This is a genomic window from Pseudomonas sp. JL3 (assembly GCF_031570575.1).
GTDB classification, from domain to species: Bacteria; Pseudomonadota; Gammaproteobacteria; order Pseudomonadales; family Pseudomonadaceae; genus Aquipseudomonas; species Aquipseudomonas cucumis.
In genome coordinates, this window is sequence record NZ_JAKWJK010000003.1 from 21471 (window position 1) to 37838 (window position 16368).

Consider the following 16368-nt stretch of genomic DNA (forward strand, 5'->3'; position numbering starts at 1 on the left):
GCAGGACTGCTTGGTATTTCGCGCCTTTTCAGCGCACCCAGTACCTGGAAATCAATAACCCCATCAACACGCCGACAGTATTTGCCAGCATGTCGTAGGGCGAAGCCGTGCGCAGCGGCATCAACCCCTGCGCGGCCTCGATGAGTACGCCCGTGAGCAAACACCCCACGGCTATCCAGCGAAATTTCACATTGGGAAAGGCCAGACGGCAGCTGCATGCAAATACCAGAAAGCCGATCCAGTGATGGAGCTTGTCCTCTTCGACGAACAGCTCCGGGACCGGCTGAGAGCGCAGACCCGCGAACAGCAGAATCACGGTCACCGCGATAAAGATCAGACCCCGAAGCCAGAATGGCAACTCGACCAGCCCTTTGAGCCACATGATCATTCGATAATTTTCTCGAAGTTGTTGTAGAACAAGTCGCTGTCACGCCCATCGGTCATGGTTTGCAGCGAGTAGGTGCGACTCAGACGTGCACCGCCATCGCGGGTCAGCGGCGCCCAGACGATGTTGGCCCGACGCATGGTGGAGGTACTCATCAACTCGTCGAACGGGATGGAAACATAGATCCCTTTGTCGAAGCTGCCCTCACCATACTCCTCCTTCGACGCGCTGGTCAGAGTGACCCAGGCGCCAAACTTCACGCCGTTCTTGAACACCCGCGACAAGTCCACTGTGGTGCCCCAGTCCCGCGCCAGATAACGCCCGACACTGACCGCGGCAAGCATGTCATTGGGTAGTTCAGTATAGCTGGTGACATGGCCCGTCACGGTCTTGTAGCCACGCAGGCCAAAGCCCTGATCATAGTCCCGCTGACGCACGAAGTTCAGGTCTGCGCCCACCGACCAGCGTTTCCCCGTGGGTCGATACAGCACTTCGCTGCCGACGCCGGCGAACATGGATTCCAGATAGCCGCCGTAGACCATCCCGTACAAATCCCGATCCAGCTGCGCCGCATGGTTGAACTGGAAGGTCGGCATCGTCACATCGGAGGTGGTCATGTATTGGCGCAAATCAGTGCGCACTCGCGGCAGCCCGCTCGGCGCATCGTAGGTGAACTTGTCGAAGTTGTTCAGCAGGTTGGCACTGAGCAAACCGCTCCACCAGGTATTGCGGGTGAAACGGTACTCCGCGTCGGCATCGGCGGTGAACTGATAAAGCAGTCCGTCGGGACCGCCGATGTTCTGTTTGTAGCCCAGGCCAAAGCCGTAGCTGAACGGCTCCAGCGCCTGGGTGTAGAGCGTGGTTTCCCGGTGCGCTGTCGCCGGATTGATCTCGGCCGTACGGTGCAGATCCTTCAGCGGCTGGTCGTTGTTCACGACCGCGCGGAAGGTTTCCCGCGGTACGCTGGTTTCCTCGATGGACATGTCATAACGCTGGTTTACCAAGGTGAACCAGTCGATATCCTGATTGACGCTGTTATCGAGAATCCGACTGGCTCGCCCAACGGCCTTGGCCGAATAGAAATAGCGGGACTGCTCGCCATAGACCATCAGCTCCGAACCGCGTTGGGTGATGCGTTTCACTTTATAGCCGGCATTCTGCTGCAGCCGATCAGAAACATCAGCCCAGTTGACCTGGTCAGCCGGGGTTGTCGGCGCCTGCGCCGGCAATGGCTCAGCCGGAGGGTCATAGGTCTTGACCGGTGCCTTGCGGCTGACAAAGTTGGTGTGCAAGGTGATGCCGAACATCGCCGTATTGCCCCGCTCCCAGCCGGCACTCAGATCGATGCTGTCGGCCAGCTTGTAGACCACGCCAATGTTGATCGGCAGGTCTTGTTTGATCGAGTTGTCCAGCGGTTCATTCTTGTAATCGTTGCCCTCGTACTCGAGCTTCAGGCTCAGCGGCGCCCACGGCGTTTGATAGGCAACCCCGCCAAACAACGAAGGGTGGCCCCTGAAGTAAGCGTTGGTGTTCACGTCCCCTGCCCTGGCGACAGCCGCACTGCTCTCTGGCCGGTCGTTGAACTTGCTGCCGAAGACCGCCAGCGGGTTACTGAAATCCCCTCGATTACCCAGATAGCCCCAGGCAATGCCGAGGCTGAAATCCAGGTTTTCATAACGCTTGTTGGCGACAAAATATTCGCTGGAAAATAAGCCGGTACCGCCGATGTCCCGAGCGCCGATGGCGACTTGCGGCGCCCAGTGACTTTCTTCCCAAAGCCGTGCCTTGACGTCGATGGCTTTGTCTTTGAAGCTCTGATCGCCGCTAAAATCCTCGGGACCGTAAGCGCGGTTGGTGATCGCAGTGTAACGAAACGATCCCTCCAGCCAATCGAGCGGCTGCAAGGAAAAACTGTAGCGCGAGTAAGGATCGGTACGACTGGCGGTGGCGCTCAATTCCCCTGCGGGGGCCATGCGTGCGGTGGGCGTCTGTAACAGACCGACGCCACCGAAATCACTTTGGGTGTAACGCGGCTCACCATGAGCCAATCCACAAGGCAGGAGCAATGCAGCAGCAAAACGTAACTTGAACGGGCACTTCAAGGAGCCACCTCAGCCATGGGTTGGGTGGCGAGAAACTCGGCCAGTTGCTGATTGAGTTCGGGGGTTGGCGTCTCAAGGTCGTCACTCCTGATCGGAACCAGAATCCTGCTGCCGGGAGCAGCCACGACGCCCTCCTCACGATTCCATGCCGCCACGCCCACGCGCCGCACCTGACCATTGGGCTGGATCAGCCACAGATAATCGCGCTCGGCGCCGTCGAGAATGGCGCAATCGCGCGCATAGGCACTCACTTCCTGCAGAGCACGGTAAGGCACCTGACAGGGCTGCACGACTGCCCCGAGAATTTCCACGGTCGAGGGTCGCATCGGGTAAATCAGACGGTCGCCGTCATCCAGCCGAGCATTGCGGGCGAACCCCACTTCCACGGCGATCGGGTCCAGCACCGCGATCTGGCGGCCGGTAACCGGCAGTCGCTCGATCTGCTCATACAGGCGCGCACTCAAATTTGCTCGCGTGTGCTTGCCATCGAGCAAGGCGCCCCGTTGCACCAGTTTCAGATCGAACAGTACGCCGGCCTTCAGCCGGGTCTGCTGATCCTCCAATGAACGATGCAGCCAGGCCGCCCCCAGCCAATAACTCTCGGCGTTGGGTTGGGCGTTGTGAATGGCATCCAGCAAACGTGCCCCGGGTTTGACATCGAATTCGCCCGGGCTTCGCACATCACCGCTGACCGTGACGCCAGCGTGCCCCACGCTCGGGCCGATCAAGAGCAAGCCAAGCAATAGAAGGTTCGGACACTTCACCGGCCAGCTCCCCGATCAGGGCGCAACTGCACGATTTTGAGGAACAGCTGCGGCGTCAGATGCTGCTCGCTGCGCAGGATAAAACCGTCCTGGGGGTCGACCCAGTAGCGGTTAGTGGCGTGGAAATTCAGGGTGGGTGCATCCACCTGCTCGTCAATGCGCAGCAAGGCGTAATCCTTGTCCAGAATGCTGATGGTCTCGATGCCGTGCGGGCTGAAACGGCTGTTGACCGCGATACCGATATGGTTGCCGTCATAGATGTCGATCCAGCGCGTGCTGGTATAACCGTTGGGTAAATGCTGAAGGCCGCGTTTGAACGGCGACTCATCATCGAAGCGAGTGCCATCCAGGGAAACACCCAGCCCAACGGTGCGCACCACAAGACCGTCGCGCATCATCACTACTTGCTTGCCGGAAGCGATCCAGAACTCCAGATCGCCCCGCCGACGGGCCCTGGCCATCACCCCCTCGCTGGAGATGGTGGTGACCAGGATCTGCGGATAAGGCACGGCGTCGACCTGAGCGCGGGTCAAGTTGATGGAGGCAGGCCCCGCGATGGACTGTTCAAGAGTGTCCCAAGAGGCCTTCATCAACGGGTTACACCCGCACAGCAAGAGCGCCATCGTCAGACCGGCGCTGGTAGGCAAAATTTTCACGACGGGATAGAGCCTTATCTGTTGTTAGCTTCGCTGAGGTTATTAACAGAGCTGGCGCCGGTCCCGAGGACTGCGGCCGTAGGCAGAAGCTGGCTGATCAAACGGTTCCAGCGCGTCACGCCGGCCGGGCCGACATAGACGATGTCTTGCGGCTGCAAGTCGAAACGGGTGGCCAGCACCAGGGCCGAAGGGGATTCGGCATCGAGCTGGAACACTTTGGCCGGTTCGGTTTCCAAGTTATCCGCGCCGCGAATCACGTACACCGCGTTGCCATTGGAGGTGGTCTGGTTCAAGCCACCCACCGTGCCCAGAGCATCGGTCAGGTTGATCGATTTGCTCTTGAAGCTCAGCGCGCGAGGCTGGTTGACCTCACCCATGACATAGATTCGCTTTTGGTCGTTATAAGGCAAGTACAATCGGTCGCCACCCTTGAGGTAGACGCCCTGCAGCTGTGAGTCCTGGCGATTGAGCGTGTCCAGATCCAGCTTGTATTCGCGCCCGTCACGGGTCAACGTCAGGCCCGACAGGTCAGCATTCAACGGGTCCACCCCGGCCACGCCAATGGCCTCCACCACACTCAATGGGTTGGTGGTGATCGGTTGCTGACCGGCTTTGAGCACCGCACCGGAAATCACCACTGTCTGGCTGGCGAAACGCAAAACGCTGACGTCGACCTGAGGGCTTTCGACAAATTGCGACAAGCGCTCGGCGATAAAGGCTCGCAACTCTTCGATGGTTTTACCGGCGGCTGGAATATTACCGATGTAGGGATAAAACAGCGTGCCGTCCGGACGCACCAGACGACCGTTGGCATCGATTTGCTGTTGCGGCCCAGAAGGAGCTGTCAACTCGGGGTGATCCCAGACCGTGATAAACAACAGGTCATTGGCGCCCACGCGATAACCGCTAGGCACATAGGACGTCAATATCGAAGGGACCGATTCGCGAACTTGCGTGGCGGCGTCCATGGCAATCAATTTAGGCGTGATGGGAATAAGCTCCACCCGGCTACTTTCCCCAGAGCCGTCACTGACCATTTGACTGGTGTCCATGTGTTGACCAGGCGAAAACATACAGCCGTGCAAGCTGATGCTTGCCAGCATAACAACAGATAATCTACGGATCATAAATGGCACTACGCTAGTCGAGGGCAAATCTAAAACAAGATCACCCAGAGGAATCTGAGTGATCTTGAACAACACACTTCGCGGGGTATTAGTTGGTACCGGTCGTACCGCCAGTGCCGGTGGTGCCACCTGTGCCAGAGGTACCGCCATTGGAATTGCCACCGGAGTTTGAAGCAGCCGCCGCTACGCCAAGAACGGCCGCGCCGATCAGCACAGTTTCGGCGACCGTAACGTTCCCGACCAGCGGGGTATTCAAGGACAACGGCTCGCTCACTGCTTCGCTCGCCGGTGTATTGGTGGGCTCATCCGCTGCCAATGCCGCGGTACTCATGACAGCCAGCAAGCTGGCCGTAAGTAGCTTCTTCATATCAGACTCCTTCTCGACATCAAACTTTCATTAGATTTGATACTAAGGGACCGGGAATGGAACAGCAGAACGAATAAACCGGCCCATTGAACCAGCCAGTTCATACCATCGCCTCTGCTGAAGGATGTCATTTATAGGTATTACATGCCATATGCCAAACCTGGTCACCTCACGGGTAAAGCATTTACAGAAGACAGTGGAAATTGGAAATTGAGCGCATTTTCCAAGAGTTTTCCAGCGAGATCATGGTTTTTTCCTGAAAACACCAGATGCAACTCATTCCTATTTTTGCGCCAATTGTTATTATTAGTCAGGATTTTCACGGCATTTTGTCCGCGAAATTGCAGTGCGCCAAAAGCGTCATTGTTAAATAACATCAGGTCATAAATAGTTAATGTTAATTATAGACAATGACGAGTCAGTCATTCCCCGTTCAACACCGCGCGCAACCGTGGATTGCGTTGGTCTTTTTCCGAAAGTTGGGGCGACTCCAAAGGCCAGGCAATGTCCAGCTCCGGATCGTTCCAGAGCAACCCACCCTCGTCCTCGGGAAAATACAGGTCAGTGCATTTGTATTGAAAATCGGCGATATCGCTGAGCACGCAAAAGCCGTGGGCATAACCTGGCGGCACCCATAGCTGAAGATGGTTGTCGGCAGTCAACTTGACCCCCACATGTTCACCACATGTCGCGGATTCAGGATTGATGTCTACCACCACGTCGTACACTGCCCCTTGGGTGACTCGCACCAACTTGCCCTGGGGCCGAGTCCGCTGGAAGTGCAAACCACGCAACACGCCATACTGCGAGCGCGAGTGATTGTCCTGGACGAAAGGCAACTCGATGCCGGCATCGCGATAACGTTGCTGGTGATAGCTCTCAAGAAAGAACCCGCGGGCATCGCCGAAGATTTTAGGCTCGATGATCAGTACACCAGGCAGCCGGGTGTTGATGACATTCATTTCGCAGGCTCCGTTGTCAGCACCCGTGCCAGGTATTGACCGTAACCGGTTTTGTATAGCGCGGTGGCTTGTTGATCCAATTGCGCAGCCGACAACCAACCCTGGTGGTACGCCACCTCTTCCAGACAGGCCACTTTCAAGCCCTGCCGCGCTTCGATGGTTTGGACGAAGTGCCCGGCCTCCATCAATGAATCATGGGTCCCGGTGTCCAGCCAGGCAAAACCACGCCCGAGTACGCTGACATGCAGGTCCCCGCGCTCCAGGTAGGCGTTGTTCACGTCAGTGATTTCAAGCTCGCCGCGTATCGAAGGTTTCACTTGCTTTGCAATGCGCACCACATCTTTGTCGTAGAAATACAAGCCGGTGACGGCATAGTCGGACTTCGGATGTTTAGGCTTCTCTTCGATCGAGATCGCTTTGCCATTACTGTCGAACTCGACAACGCCAAAACGCTCTGGATCGCTGACTCGATAACCAAAGACGGTGGCACCGGTCTGTCGTTGTGACGCTTCGCGCAACAAGGCGCTGAAACCGTACCCATAGAAGATGTTATCGCCCAGAATCAGCGCCACATTACTGTCGCCAATAAAATCCTCGCCGATCAGAAAGGCTTGAGCCAGACCATCAGGAGAAGGTTGTTCGGCATAACTGAGTTCAATGCCGAAAGAAGAGCCATCACCCAGCAGGTTCTGGAAGTTGGGCAAGTCCTGCGGTGTGGAAATAATCAATATCTCGCGAATGCCCGCCAGCATTAATACTGATAGCGGATAATAAATCATCGGCTTGTCGTAGACCGGCAGCAGTTGTTTGGATACACCACGAGTAATGGGATGCAAGCGAGTGCCGGAGCCTCCCGCCAGAATGATGCCTTTCATATGAGGATTCCCTTAAAAGTTTAATAGAGGCAGGGTTTAAATGGTTCAACCGATATGGCCAAGACGCTCCGGGCGGTACTCACCGTTAAGGACTCGTTGCCACCAAACTTGATGATCCAGGTACCACTGAACCGTTTTGCGTAAACCGCTTTCAAAGGTTTCCTGTGGTCGCCAGCCGAGCTCACGCTCGATTTTGCTCGCATCGATGGCGTAACGACGATCATGCCCGGGACGATCGGTGACGAAGGTGATCAGGTCCTTGTAAGAGCCCACCTCTTGATCACGGGGACGCAGCTCATCGAGCAACTCGCAGATGGTTTCCACCACTTGCAGGTTGCGCTTCTCGTTGTGCCCGCCGATGTTGTAGGTTTCGCCAACGGTGCCGCGCGACACCACTTCGAACAGCGCTCGGGCATGGTCCTCGACAAACAGCCAGTCGCGGATCTGCGAGCCATCGCCATATACCGGCAGCGGCTTGCCGTGGATGGCATTGAGAATCACATGGGGAATCAGCTTCTCGGGGAAGTGGAAAGGCCCGTAGTTGTTCGAGCAGTTGGTGACCAGCACCGGCAGGCCATACGTGCGGTGCCAGGCGCGCACCAAATGGTCGGAGCCAGCCTTGGATGCCGAGTATGGCGAACTCGGCTCGTAGGGCGTGGTTTCGGTGAACAGGTCGTCGGTGCCTTCCAGGTCGCCATAGACTTCATCGGTGGAGATATGGTGGAAGCGAAAGCCCTGTTTCTGCTCCGCCGCCAGCCCTGACCAATAGCGACGGCTGGCTTCCAGCATGCTGTAGGTGCCGACGATGTTGGTCTGGATGAAGTCCGACGGGCTGTCGATGGAACGGTCTACATGAGACTCGGCCGCCAGGTGCATCACCGCATCGGGCTGGAAACGCGCGAACAGTTCGTGCAGCGCCTCGGTGTCGCAGATATCCACCTGCTGGAATTCATACCGGGGGCTGCCCGCCACCGACGCCAGGGACTCGGTATTGCCGGCGTAGGTGAGCTTGTCGATATTGAGTACGCTCACATCCGTGTTGTCGATCAGATGGCGAACGACGGCGGAGCCGATAAAACCGGCACCGCCGGTGACAATAATACGTTGGGTCACTTGCTGTACTCCCTGGGGTACCACTGGATCAGTAATTTTTCATATTGGGAAAGGATGTTTTCCCAAGTGAACTTTTCGTTGAAGCGACGGGTGCTTTCAGCCTTCATCGCCGCGATCAAATGGTTGTGATCGTCGCGCAGATACTTCTCGAACAACGTCGCACAGTCGTGCTCGTCGTCGAAGTACACCGCCGCATCACCGGCAACCCAACGGTTGAAATGGTTGTTATGGGCAATCACCGAGCAGCCAGCGCCCAATGCCTCTACCAGCGAAGGGTTGGTACCCCCTACTTGATGGCCATGGATGTAAAAGCGACTGAAAAACCGCAGGGCCCGGACCACCGCCGCCTCATAGATAGCGCCGGGGAAGATCACTTCCTCGCCGGCCGCGTCCATCACCCGCTTGTGGTACTCGTTCTTCTCTGGCGTGAAGTTACCCAGCACCACCAACTTATGGTTACGGCGCTTGCTGCTGAAAGCCTTGACGACCTGCAGAAAGGAGTTCTCCGGCTCCGGCCGGGCGATAACCACCGAAAAACCATGGGGCTCCAGGCCATAACCGGCCAGCGCGGCAGGGTCTGCCTCGTTCACCCGGTCCCCGCCATAGGGGATCATAGTGACCTTCGAATCCTTGACCCGGGTGACCAGGTGATCCTTGATTTTCGGATGGTCGGCTACCAGGTGGTTGCCGATCCAGCAACCCGCCCGCTCGTTCAGCCAGAACCAGGTTTTCGCCACGAGTCCCCACTTCTCCCGCCGCCATTCGATGCCATCCATATTGATGACATTGGTCTGGCCCTTGATCCTCTGCAGAATATTGAACGCCGCCGTGTTGTAGCCGAGGGTCAGAAACAATCCCTTCTGCCCCAGCGCATGGATGGTGGCCTTCCAGTCGAAAAACACCGTGCCCGCCACGCCGGTATTGGCGATCGGGATATGAATCCGATGAACACCCTTCCATTCACTGGTCGATATACCGCCGGAACCGTCTTCCTGGCAGTAGACAGTGACTTTCCAGCCCTGCTTAACCAGATAGAGGGCGAGCTTTTCGGCAAACGTTTCAAAACCGCCGTGTTTGGCGGGGATGCCGCGAATGCCGAGGATGTAGAGGTTCTTGGAAATCATACGCTCAGTTATTCCCTCTTAAGATTTTATTAATAAGTTGCAAGTACTCAGTACCGAACTTCTTGCTCGGTTCTATAACAGAGCCTTCGCCGTATTCGTTCCAACAGCAAATAACTATATTCCCAAGAGTTTTTTGTGGATTGTCCGTGACATATTTTTTTGCTGACTGCAACTGTTCTGAAAATTGCTGTGGTGTACTAGATGAATTATCGTGATCTGGTATTGAGCTTCCACCCCACGGACGCTTATCCCAACCTGAAGTCACAGGAATGAAGTAAGGAATATCACTATTATTAAGAACCCAATCCCATTTTTGCTGATACCCAACTGTTAGCTCTTTATAGTTCATGGATAAGCTTGTATTCTTGATTTCTCCGCTAGACAAATCCTGATAGTTATATGCCGATAATGCGTTATATCCAGAGCTTTCCAGATCCCTGGGGGAGTGACCTTTAGTAGGATTTACACTTCCAATAAAATAGACGCCTCCAAAACCGGCTTTTTCAGATGCATGGTTAGCGCGTTCCAATAGCATTGAGGTGCTATACCCAAAGCGACGAGCATCGGAGGCAAAGCGCTCTGGCGAAAATATGAAGACGGCAGGTTTTCCATCAACCTTCTTATAGTTGCGATGGGAGAAATAGTGTTTTATCCAGTAAGCCACTATTTCATCAAACTGATCCAGACTGGCCGGGGTCTTTGTATGGTTAGCCCACATAACCATAAATTCCAGTTTATCTTGAGGTAATGCCATGAACGCATTTATGGCATGCGTTCTAGTAACACCATAAGTATTATCCCAATACCAATCATAGAGCACATAGTCTATTCCGTAGTCACTCATCCACCGCACATGCTGTGCCGTGACTTTTCGGGAGCTTTCTTTATACCACCCGAGCAAAGGCTCTCTATCCGGGTAAGGTTTGATTTTCGCCCATGGATCTGTGTGTGGTTGGTTCCAGCCTGGGTAATAAAATACGCCAACGTCAATTTTATCTGCAGCATTAGAGAAAATAGAGAATGTAATACACAGTAGAAGGAATATAGTTCTCAAGGCATCTAGTCCTTATTAGTTCTACCCAGCACAGTTTTTGCAATATTCTCGGCGTATTGGGTTAAGGAAAATTTTGCTCGATATGTTTTTAGAGCATCGACTGACAACTCCCGATAATCGCAACTACTCGGAGATGGAAGATTTTTCAGTACTTGGGATAGCGCTGTGGAACTATTCGGCTCAAATACAAAACCATTCTTATCCTGGCATACAATTTCGACCAAACCACCGTGCCCTGCAGCTATGACGGGTAAACCCATAGAGAATGCTTCGATAGCCACCCTGCCAAATGGTTCAGGTTTAATAGATGGTACAACTACATAATCAGCCCACGTGTAATGCTCAGTCGGATCGGCGGAAAATGGAATTAAACTAACAATTCCATTTAATTCAGAACCTTTGACTCTCTGACACAACTCAGTCTCAAGATACTCATAGCCTTCGAATGCGCTTCCAACTATGCGCACATCTAAATTAGACAGGTGCTCTGGCGCAAGAGAACTTAACGAATCCAGAAAGAACGCCTGCCCTTTCCAAGTATTTATTCGACCAATTAATAGAATTTTTGTTTTCTGAGCTGCTTGAGAGACCATCGAAGGCGATGATATTTCTTCCACCCCGTTATAAATCACATCTCCTTTAAGGTTAAATGCATTTTTAGTCGCTTGAGAGTTAAAAATTAATTTTGCACCGGATAGTCTTAACAGTGCTTTGAAAATAAAAATTGATTTGCTTCCCGGAATCTCTCTCACATGACAAAAAAAAGTCTTTTTTGTTCCTCGATAAAGCGAGGCGGAGAGGAGTGCCGAAAACATTACGGTGGTATTGATATATACAATATCATGCATTTTGTACGACAGGTAGTAGTGCTTCACCGCAGATAACATTTCCCATAGATATCGCAAAGGACGGCGGAAACTTTTTTTTCGCAATACACCGAATGGATAGTAGGAGACTGTAGATCCACTTCTCTCCAAGAGTGGTGCTAGATCTCCAGGAGAAGGAACTATAGAGTGAGTAGCAACATGACGAGCCAATGCTTCGACAGCACTTAAAAAGCTTCTATCCGACCCATAAAGCTCTGAACCTTGGTGGAGACAAAGAATCTTGACAGTCATAATTATTTTGCCTTGGTCATGATTGATCGGATGGTGTTCAATAACAGAATGTAGCTAAGGTTTTTTGTTGTGATAATTTTCTTGGACACGAATGCAAGTACGTAAAGTGAAATTTTAATCCGATGAAATTTTACATCATCAAATACGTAAACCTTAGATAAAATCAGATTTGTCAGCCTTCTTTTCAAAGAACTGAAGTCTGATAAATTGTCGCGCAGCGCTGACTCATGTTCCAAAATTGTATTAAGGATAAAAATAACATCATATATTCTTGAATATGACAGGAAGAACTTGGTATCCACTCCGTAGAAACTTAACCTCTCGTCAAACCTTAGCTCTTCAACTATGCTTTTGGATAAAACAGTCCCACTCATCATTGCTACTAGGTTAGATGACTTTACAACCCCAATATCTACGTCAGATTCTTTGAGGGCGTGTCCTCGAACCCCAGAAACTCGCCCAGGAGAAATCAAGTCACCATTATGCTTTATAAGTGGGATAGCGACTTTTACATCTGACTCGAAAAATGGAAGCAAACTCAACAGATAGGAACTATCTATAACCGAATCATCATCCAGTATTATGTAGTAATCACACTCACAATTATCTTTAATGAGCTCATTGTAAACAATGGAAAGCTTTTTGTTTTCTCCGCTATGATAATAATTAACTCGCCCTAACATCCTTTCGATTGAGCTTAGATCAAACCCGCTCAGCGAATTATCCTGAATACAGAAAGTAGCATCAATTCCATAGTTGGAGAAATCCACATTACTCAATGATCGTAGAGTTTTGGAGTTTTCCGGCTCAGTAGAGTACAAAACCACTATGAAATTTATTCTAGTATTCATTGATGGCGCACCTCATAGGAAATTGGGTTTACCACCCTGAATGGGAGGTTATTCTTTAAATAATGTTCCTTACGCTCTGTGGACAAATGGTTATATGAAAGAAGGAACACAATTAAAAAATAGTACATAGAGCCAGATATGTGTTGAAAGCTGCACACAAACAAAAATAACGAAAACTGTAAAAGCGTGTAGATTCCAAAGCGTTTTTGCTCAAGACTAGGATTTTTCCGAGTAACGCTCATTCTAAATAATGTGTAATACAAAATTAATGAGAAAACTCCCAACTCCAAAATACTGTATATATAAAAAGAATCGAATGATCTAGGGTAACTACCTAAGCCCCCGCCTAACAATGTCAAGTCAGAAAAAAAAGTATTGTACTGAGCTATCCGTCCAAGTGAGGATGCGTCTTTAACTCCGACGTTAGAAGACAGAAAAACAAACAACCCCGTTACCAAAGAGACAGATGCACCAATAGCCACCGCCTGTTTAGCTTTCCCTGACTTCACTAACTTCAATGAGTATATAAATAGAAGTGCAATGCCTACCATCAAGAAACTGGTTCGCACTTGCGTTATATAGGAGAACACAATGTACGCAACAAGAAGCATACCATCCAAGAAAACCCGCCTGGACTTCTTAAAAACAAGAATATTACAAATTAAATGTATAGCTATAAACCCATATATGTACGCGGCTATCAGCGCAGAAACTAAAAAGCCAGCAGCTCTTAGATTGTCATCACGGACCATCTGATAAGCAAGTTGAGCTTCATTGTAATCACTATTCACCTCCATTTTTGAGTTAAGAAGAGATTGATATCTCCATATATTTTCGTAGTTTCCATTGAAGGCCATATATTCGTAGATGGAGTACACACCGTTAAATAACGTAAGAAGCACCACAGTCTTAAATACATGCTCGAACTTTACCCCTTTAATCCCCCCCGCCTCAATCAACACTATTGAAAAGATAATTGGGAGATGAGCACTTCGGAAGTCAATATAAATACTCTTTGGGTTGTATCCTTTGTTCAGGCCAATGATTGCAGCAACCGCAACGAGTAAAGCACATGCAAGTAGAGGCTTGATTGCCTGTACGCTCATGCGACCATGAAGAAATATCTTAAGTAGTGCGGATAATAGGAAAATCTCCGTACCTAGCTTAAAAACAATAACGTCTGCCCCGAAGGCCAGACCCAAGTAGTAATTAATGTAGTCATAGAAAAATATATAAGTAACATAAAACGACAGAAATAGTTTCTTGTTTGCTGTTTTCTCCGAATGAATTAGCGCGGAGGCAGCAAAAAACATTAGCAGAAAAAAAAATTCTGCAGCAATGCTCATGATGTCAGTTCCGATATAAATTCTGTCACTAGGTCTTTTTGTGGACGGGTGTGTTCCAATATAGACTGCTTTGTAATACCTGATACTTTATCAAAGGCTACAGAGATGTCCTTTGCGTTATATTGAGTAGTGAGACCTGGAGCCCCCCACGTTTTAATATACTCTTCTAGCTTTTTTATCTGTTTGTTGAAGGTTATATAGGGAACACCAAAACTCAACGATGTAATCGTACCGTGCAGGCTTGTTCCGATATACATTGAGGACTTCGAAATCAGCATCATTATTTCATAAACATCTATAACCGGCTCGATCAGAATAACTCTAGCCCCATGCTTTCCAATTAAGGCATTTCGTATAGTCTTCAACGGCAACAGGTCTTCATGACCTAACGCATGCCCGATTGGGCAAAGAACCAAATCAAAACTACTTTTCGACAAAACGGAATCTAAATTAGATATCACTTCGTCTAAATCGTCGGTCTTTTCACATCCCACTTGGAAAAATATATAGTCGTTCTGAATAGATTTATAATGACTGAATGAGTGTTTTCTCTGTTCCATTTCTTCAGACAACAATCTTTCCATGAGAATGGCTGAGTCAGGAACTAATTTTAGCGAAGGTAAATCTCCCTTTTCCGACAGTACGCTAAATGTTTTACGGTCTCTGACACCTATAGCTTTATGGTTCTGTATTTTCTTCTTCAGGAATCTGCGTTTAGTATCTGTCCACGACACAATTGCAGCACCACCGACACAGTTCAAAGAGATGTCAATATCCATATTCAACTCTGAAGAGCTAAATGAGAATGGCAAATCGCTTGCACCACCGCATAGGTGCTTCGCTATTTTTGACACGAGCATAGTTCTTCTATCAAACGCTCTAACTAACTTAGATTTGTAAACCTTATTAAACTTCGGGCTCAAATACGAGTAAAGGTCCGCCCAGCTAGTGCAGAGAGACTCACCACCAGCGATAATGACGTGATCACCGCTTTTGGTCTGTTGGTAAAAGTCCTTAATTGACCTGGTCGGCTTTCCACTATATTGGGATAGATCACTATCAATTAAGCCGTAGTAATTTACTATGGATCCGGACTCAGACTGCAGCGCTTTTTCCAGAATAAGCGGAAACAAAAGGTCTCCATAGTTGTATCTGTCAAATGGTCCTACGATTTGATATTGCTTCATGGGCATCCTATTGAGTCTGCTTATTTATGAAAATTTTAAATGCTATGCTCGCGAGGTAAAACAACAACACTGCGACAGCTACATTGATTGCATCAACCTGGTATATCCAATAAATTATTGCCAAATAAAGAATACTTGCGGACAACCCAATACAGTTGGATAACAATATGACTCTATCAAGATTTTTACAGTAGAGAATATACTGATAGCCTAAGTTTATTGCGTTTGCTAGCAAGGCTGCTAACACCAATATCAATAACAGCGGATTTTGCTGTATATGGAATAGCTGTGACTTACTAAAAAATGAAGCGACTACAAGAAATGACGGTATAGCCAAGCAAAAAAAAGCCCCCATGAGAAAGGATATAAGCAAGAGCTTTTTGGATACGAGTTTAAATTGCGCCTTGTCATCACCTTTATGAAGGGCTACCAGGACTGGATATATCCTGCTGGGCCCAAAGAACATATATAGAGCGCTCGCCGCCAAGCTTAGGCTCGTATAAAAAACATAGATCCCTAGCGTTTCCTTGTCGGATGTAGCGTTGATAATGACGCGATCTAAAACCTGCATTAGCCTAAGGCTTAGTGTTGCCATGAGAAAAATTAAAGCGGTTTTTATCGCGGACACTGACCAGTGATAATCAAGCTTGGGCGTAAAATACCAAGTATTAGTGTACTTTTTTGAAATATATATGTATGTAGCTATGGTGCTGACAGCTCCAAATGCTAACCACAGAGAAAATATATCCGTCAGTTCAACCCGGTATATTTCCAACTGAAACACAAGAACCGTTGCTATTACCCAAGATGCTGCGCGAAAAAAAAGACTTAAACTCGCAGCCAGTTGATCTCTTAGTGCGATTAGTGTCCTGTAGGACTCTTGGCCGAAGTGTTCAACCAATGTAATCCCCAAGAAAAAATAAATGTACTTGAATTGCATGGCATGCAGTTGACTCAACAGCAGGGTTATCACAACAAAGACTAATGATGTGAATAGATATAGCCCAAGCTGGTTATTAATCAGGACTCGCCATTTATTCGAATCCCCTCCTATCCCTTTTCTATTTACGTATGAGTGTGCCTCAAGCCCTATGAAATAAATTGAATAACTGGTCATAGCTGCAATCAGACCGTAGTCCCCAAGATCGGAAAGGCTTAATTTTCCGCCTAGATAAATTACGAAAACGAGCTTGCAGACAAGAGTTGTCACTCTGAGCGCTGCTGAGATCAGCTGTGTATTTAGTACTTTTTTTAATAACACCATCGTAACTTTTCGCTTTCTCTACGACAAATTAAAGTACGTTCACTTTTTTCTGAAAGGGCTTATATGATCTAGT

The 16368-nt window shown here is 49.8% G+C and carries 16 protein-coding genes; all 16 read right to left on the minus strand.

Features of this window, described 5'->3' with window-relative positions; genetic code table 11:
- Nucleotides 1-28 precede the first annotated feature (28 nt).
- Nucleotides 29-388, minus strand: a complete 360-nt coding sequence (locus MMG91_RS06310) for a VanZ family protein (protein ID WP_310659100.1) — start codon at nucleotides 386-388, stop codon at nucleotides 29-31.
- Nucleotides 385-2487: a YjbH domain-containing protein gene (locus MMG91_RS06315; RefSeq protein ID WP_310659101.1), complete on the minus strand. Its 2103-nt coding sequence runs from the start codon at nucleotides 2485-2487 to the stop codon at nucleotides 385-387. Before MMG91_RS06315 ends, MMG91_RS06310 begins: the two co-directional genes overlap by 4 nt.
- Nucleotides 2484-3251: a capsule biosynthesis GfcC family protein gene (locus MMG91_RS06320; protein WP_310659102.1), complete on the minus strand. Its 768-nt coding sequence runs from the start codon at nucleotides 3249-3251 to the stop codon at nucleotides 2484-2486. The genes MMG91_RS06315 and MMG91_RS06320 overlap by 4 nt, the downstream gene beginning before the upstream one ends.
- On the minus strand, nucleotides 3248-3907 hold the full coding sequence (locus MMG91_RS06325; protein ID WP_310659103.1) for a YjbF family lipoprotein: 660 nt from the start codon (nucleotides 3905-3907) through the stop codon (nucleotides 3248-3250). The genes MMG91_RS06320 and MMG91_RS06325 overlap by 4 nt, the downstream gene beginning before the upstream one ends.
- Before the next feature lie 14 nt (nucleotides 3908-3921).
- Nucleotides 3922-5034, minus strand: a complete 1113-nt coding sequence (locus MMG91_RS06330) for a polysaccharide biosynthesis/export family protein (protein ID WP_310659104.1) — start codon at nucleotides 5032-5034, stop codon at nucleotides 3922-3924.
- Between the two features lie 88 nt (nucleotides 5035-5122).
- Nucleotides 5123-5401 (minus strand): hypothetical protein, encoded by a 279-nt coding sequence (locus MMG91_RS06335; protein WP_310659105.1) that lies wholly within the window; start codon nucleotides 5399-5401, stop codon nucleotides 5123-5125.
- A gap of 422 nt (nucleotides 5402-5823) precedes the next feature.
- Entirely contained in the window at nucleotides 5824-6363 is a 540-nt protein-coding gene (rfbC, locus tag MMG91_RS06340) for a dTDP-4-dehydrorhamnose 3,5-epimerase (RefSeq protein WP_310659106.1), read from the minus strand.
- Nucleotides 6360-7238 (minus strand): glucose-1-phosphate thymidylyltransferase RfbA, encoded by an 879-nt coding sequence (gene rfbA, locus MMG91_RS06345; protein WP_008013087.1) that lies wholly within the window; start codon nucleotides 7236-7238, stop codon nucleotides 6360-6362. Before rfbA ends, rfbC begins: the two co-directional genes overlap by 4 nt.
- A gap of 45 nt (nucleotides 7239-7283) precedes the next feature.
- Nucleotides 7284-8351, minus strand: coding sequence for a dTDP-glucose 4,6-dehydratase (rfbB, locus tag MMG91_RS06350; RefSeq protein WP_310659107.1), 1068 nt, complete (start codon nucleotides 8349-8351; stop codon nucleotides 7284-7286).
- Nucleotides 8348-9475 carry a DUF1972 domain-containing protein gene (locus MMG91_RS06355; RefSeq protein ID WP_310659108.1) on the minus strand — a complete coding sequence of 376 codons (1128 nt, stop codon included), beginning with the start codon at nucleotides 9473-9475 and terminating at the stop codon, nucleotides 8348-8350. Before MMG91_RS06355 ends, rfbB begins: the two co-directional genes overlap by 4 nt.
- 4 nt (nucleotides 9476-9479) lie before the next feature.
- Entirely contained in the window at nucleotides 9480-10529 is a 1050-nt protein-coding gene (locus MMG91_RS06360) for a glycoside hydrolase family 99-like domain-containing protein (RefSeq protein ID WP_310659109.1), read from the minus strand.
- Between the two features lie 5 nt (nucleotides 10530-10534).
- Complete coding sequence (locus tag MMG91_RS06365; RefSeq protein ID WP_310659110.1) at nucleotides 10535-11647, minus strand: glycosyltransferase family 4 protein; 1113 nt, start codon at nucleotides 11645-11647, stop codon at nucleotides 10535-10537.
- Between the two features lie 2 nt (nucleotides 11648-11649).
- A complete protein-coding gene (locus MMG91_RS06370) occupies nucleotides 11650-12498 on the minus strand; it encodes a glycosyltransferase (RefSeq protein WP_310659111.1) in 849 nt (282 codons plus the stop codon).
- Entirely contained in the window at nucleotides 12495-13844 is a 1350-nt protein-coding gene (locus MMG91_RS06375) for a hypothetical protein (RefSeq protein WP_310659112.1), read from the minus strand. The genes MMG91_RS06370 and MMG91_RS06375 overlap by 4 nt, the downstream gene beginning before the upstream one ends.
- Complete coding sequence (locus MMG91_RS06380; protein WP_310659113.1) at nucleotides 13841-15031, minus strand: polysaccharide pyruvyl transferase family protein; 1191 nt, start codon at nucleotides 15029-15031, stop codon at nucleotides 13841-13843. The genes MMG91_RS06375 and MMG91_RS06380 overlap by 4 nt, the downstream gene beginning before the upstream one ends.
- Before the next feature lie 7 nt (nucleotides 15032-15038).
- A complete protein-coding gene (locus MMG91_RS06385; protein WP_310659114.1) occupies nucleotides 15039-16295 on the minus strand; it encodes a hypothetical protein in 1257 nt (418 codons plus the stop codon).
- Between the last annotated feature and the right edge of the window lie 73 nt (nucleotides 16296-16368).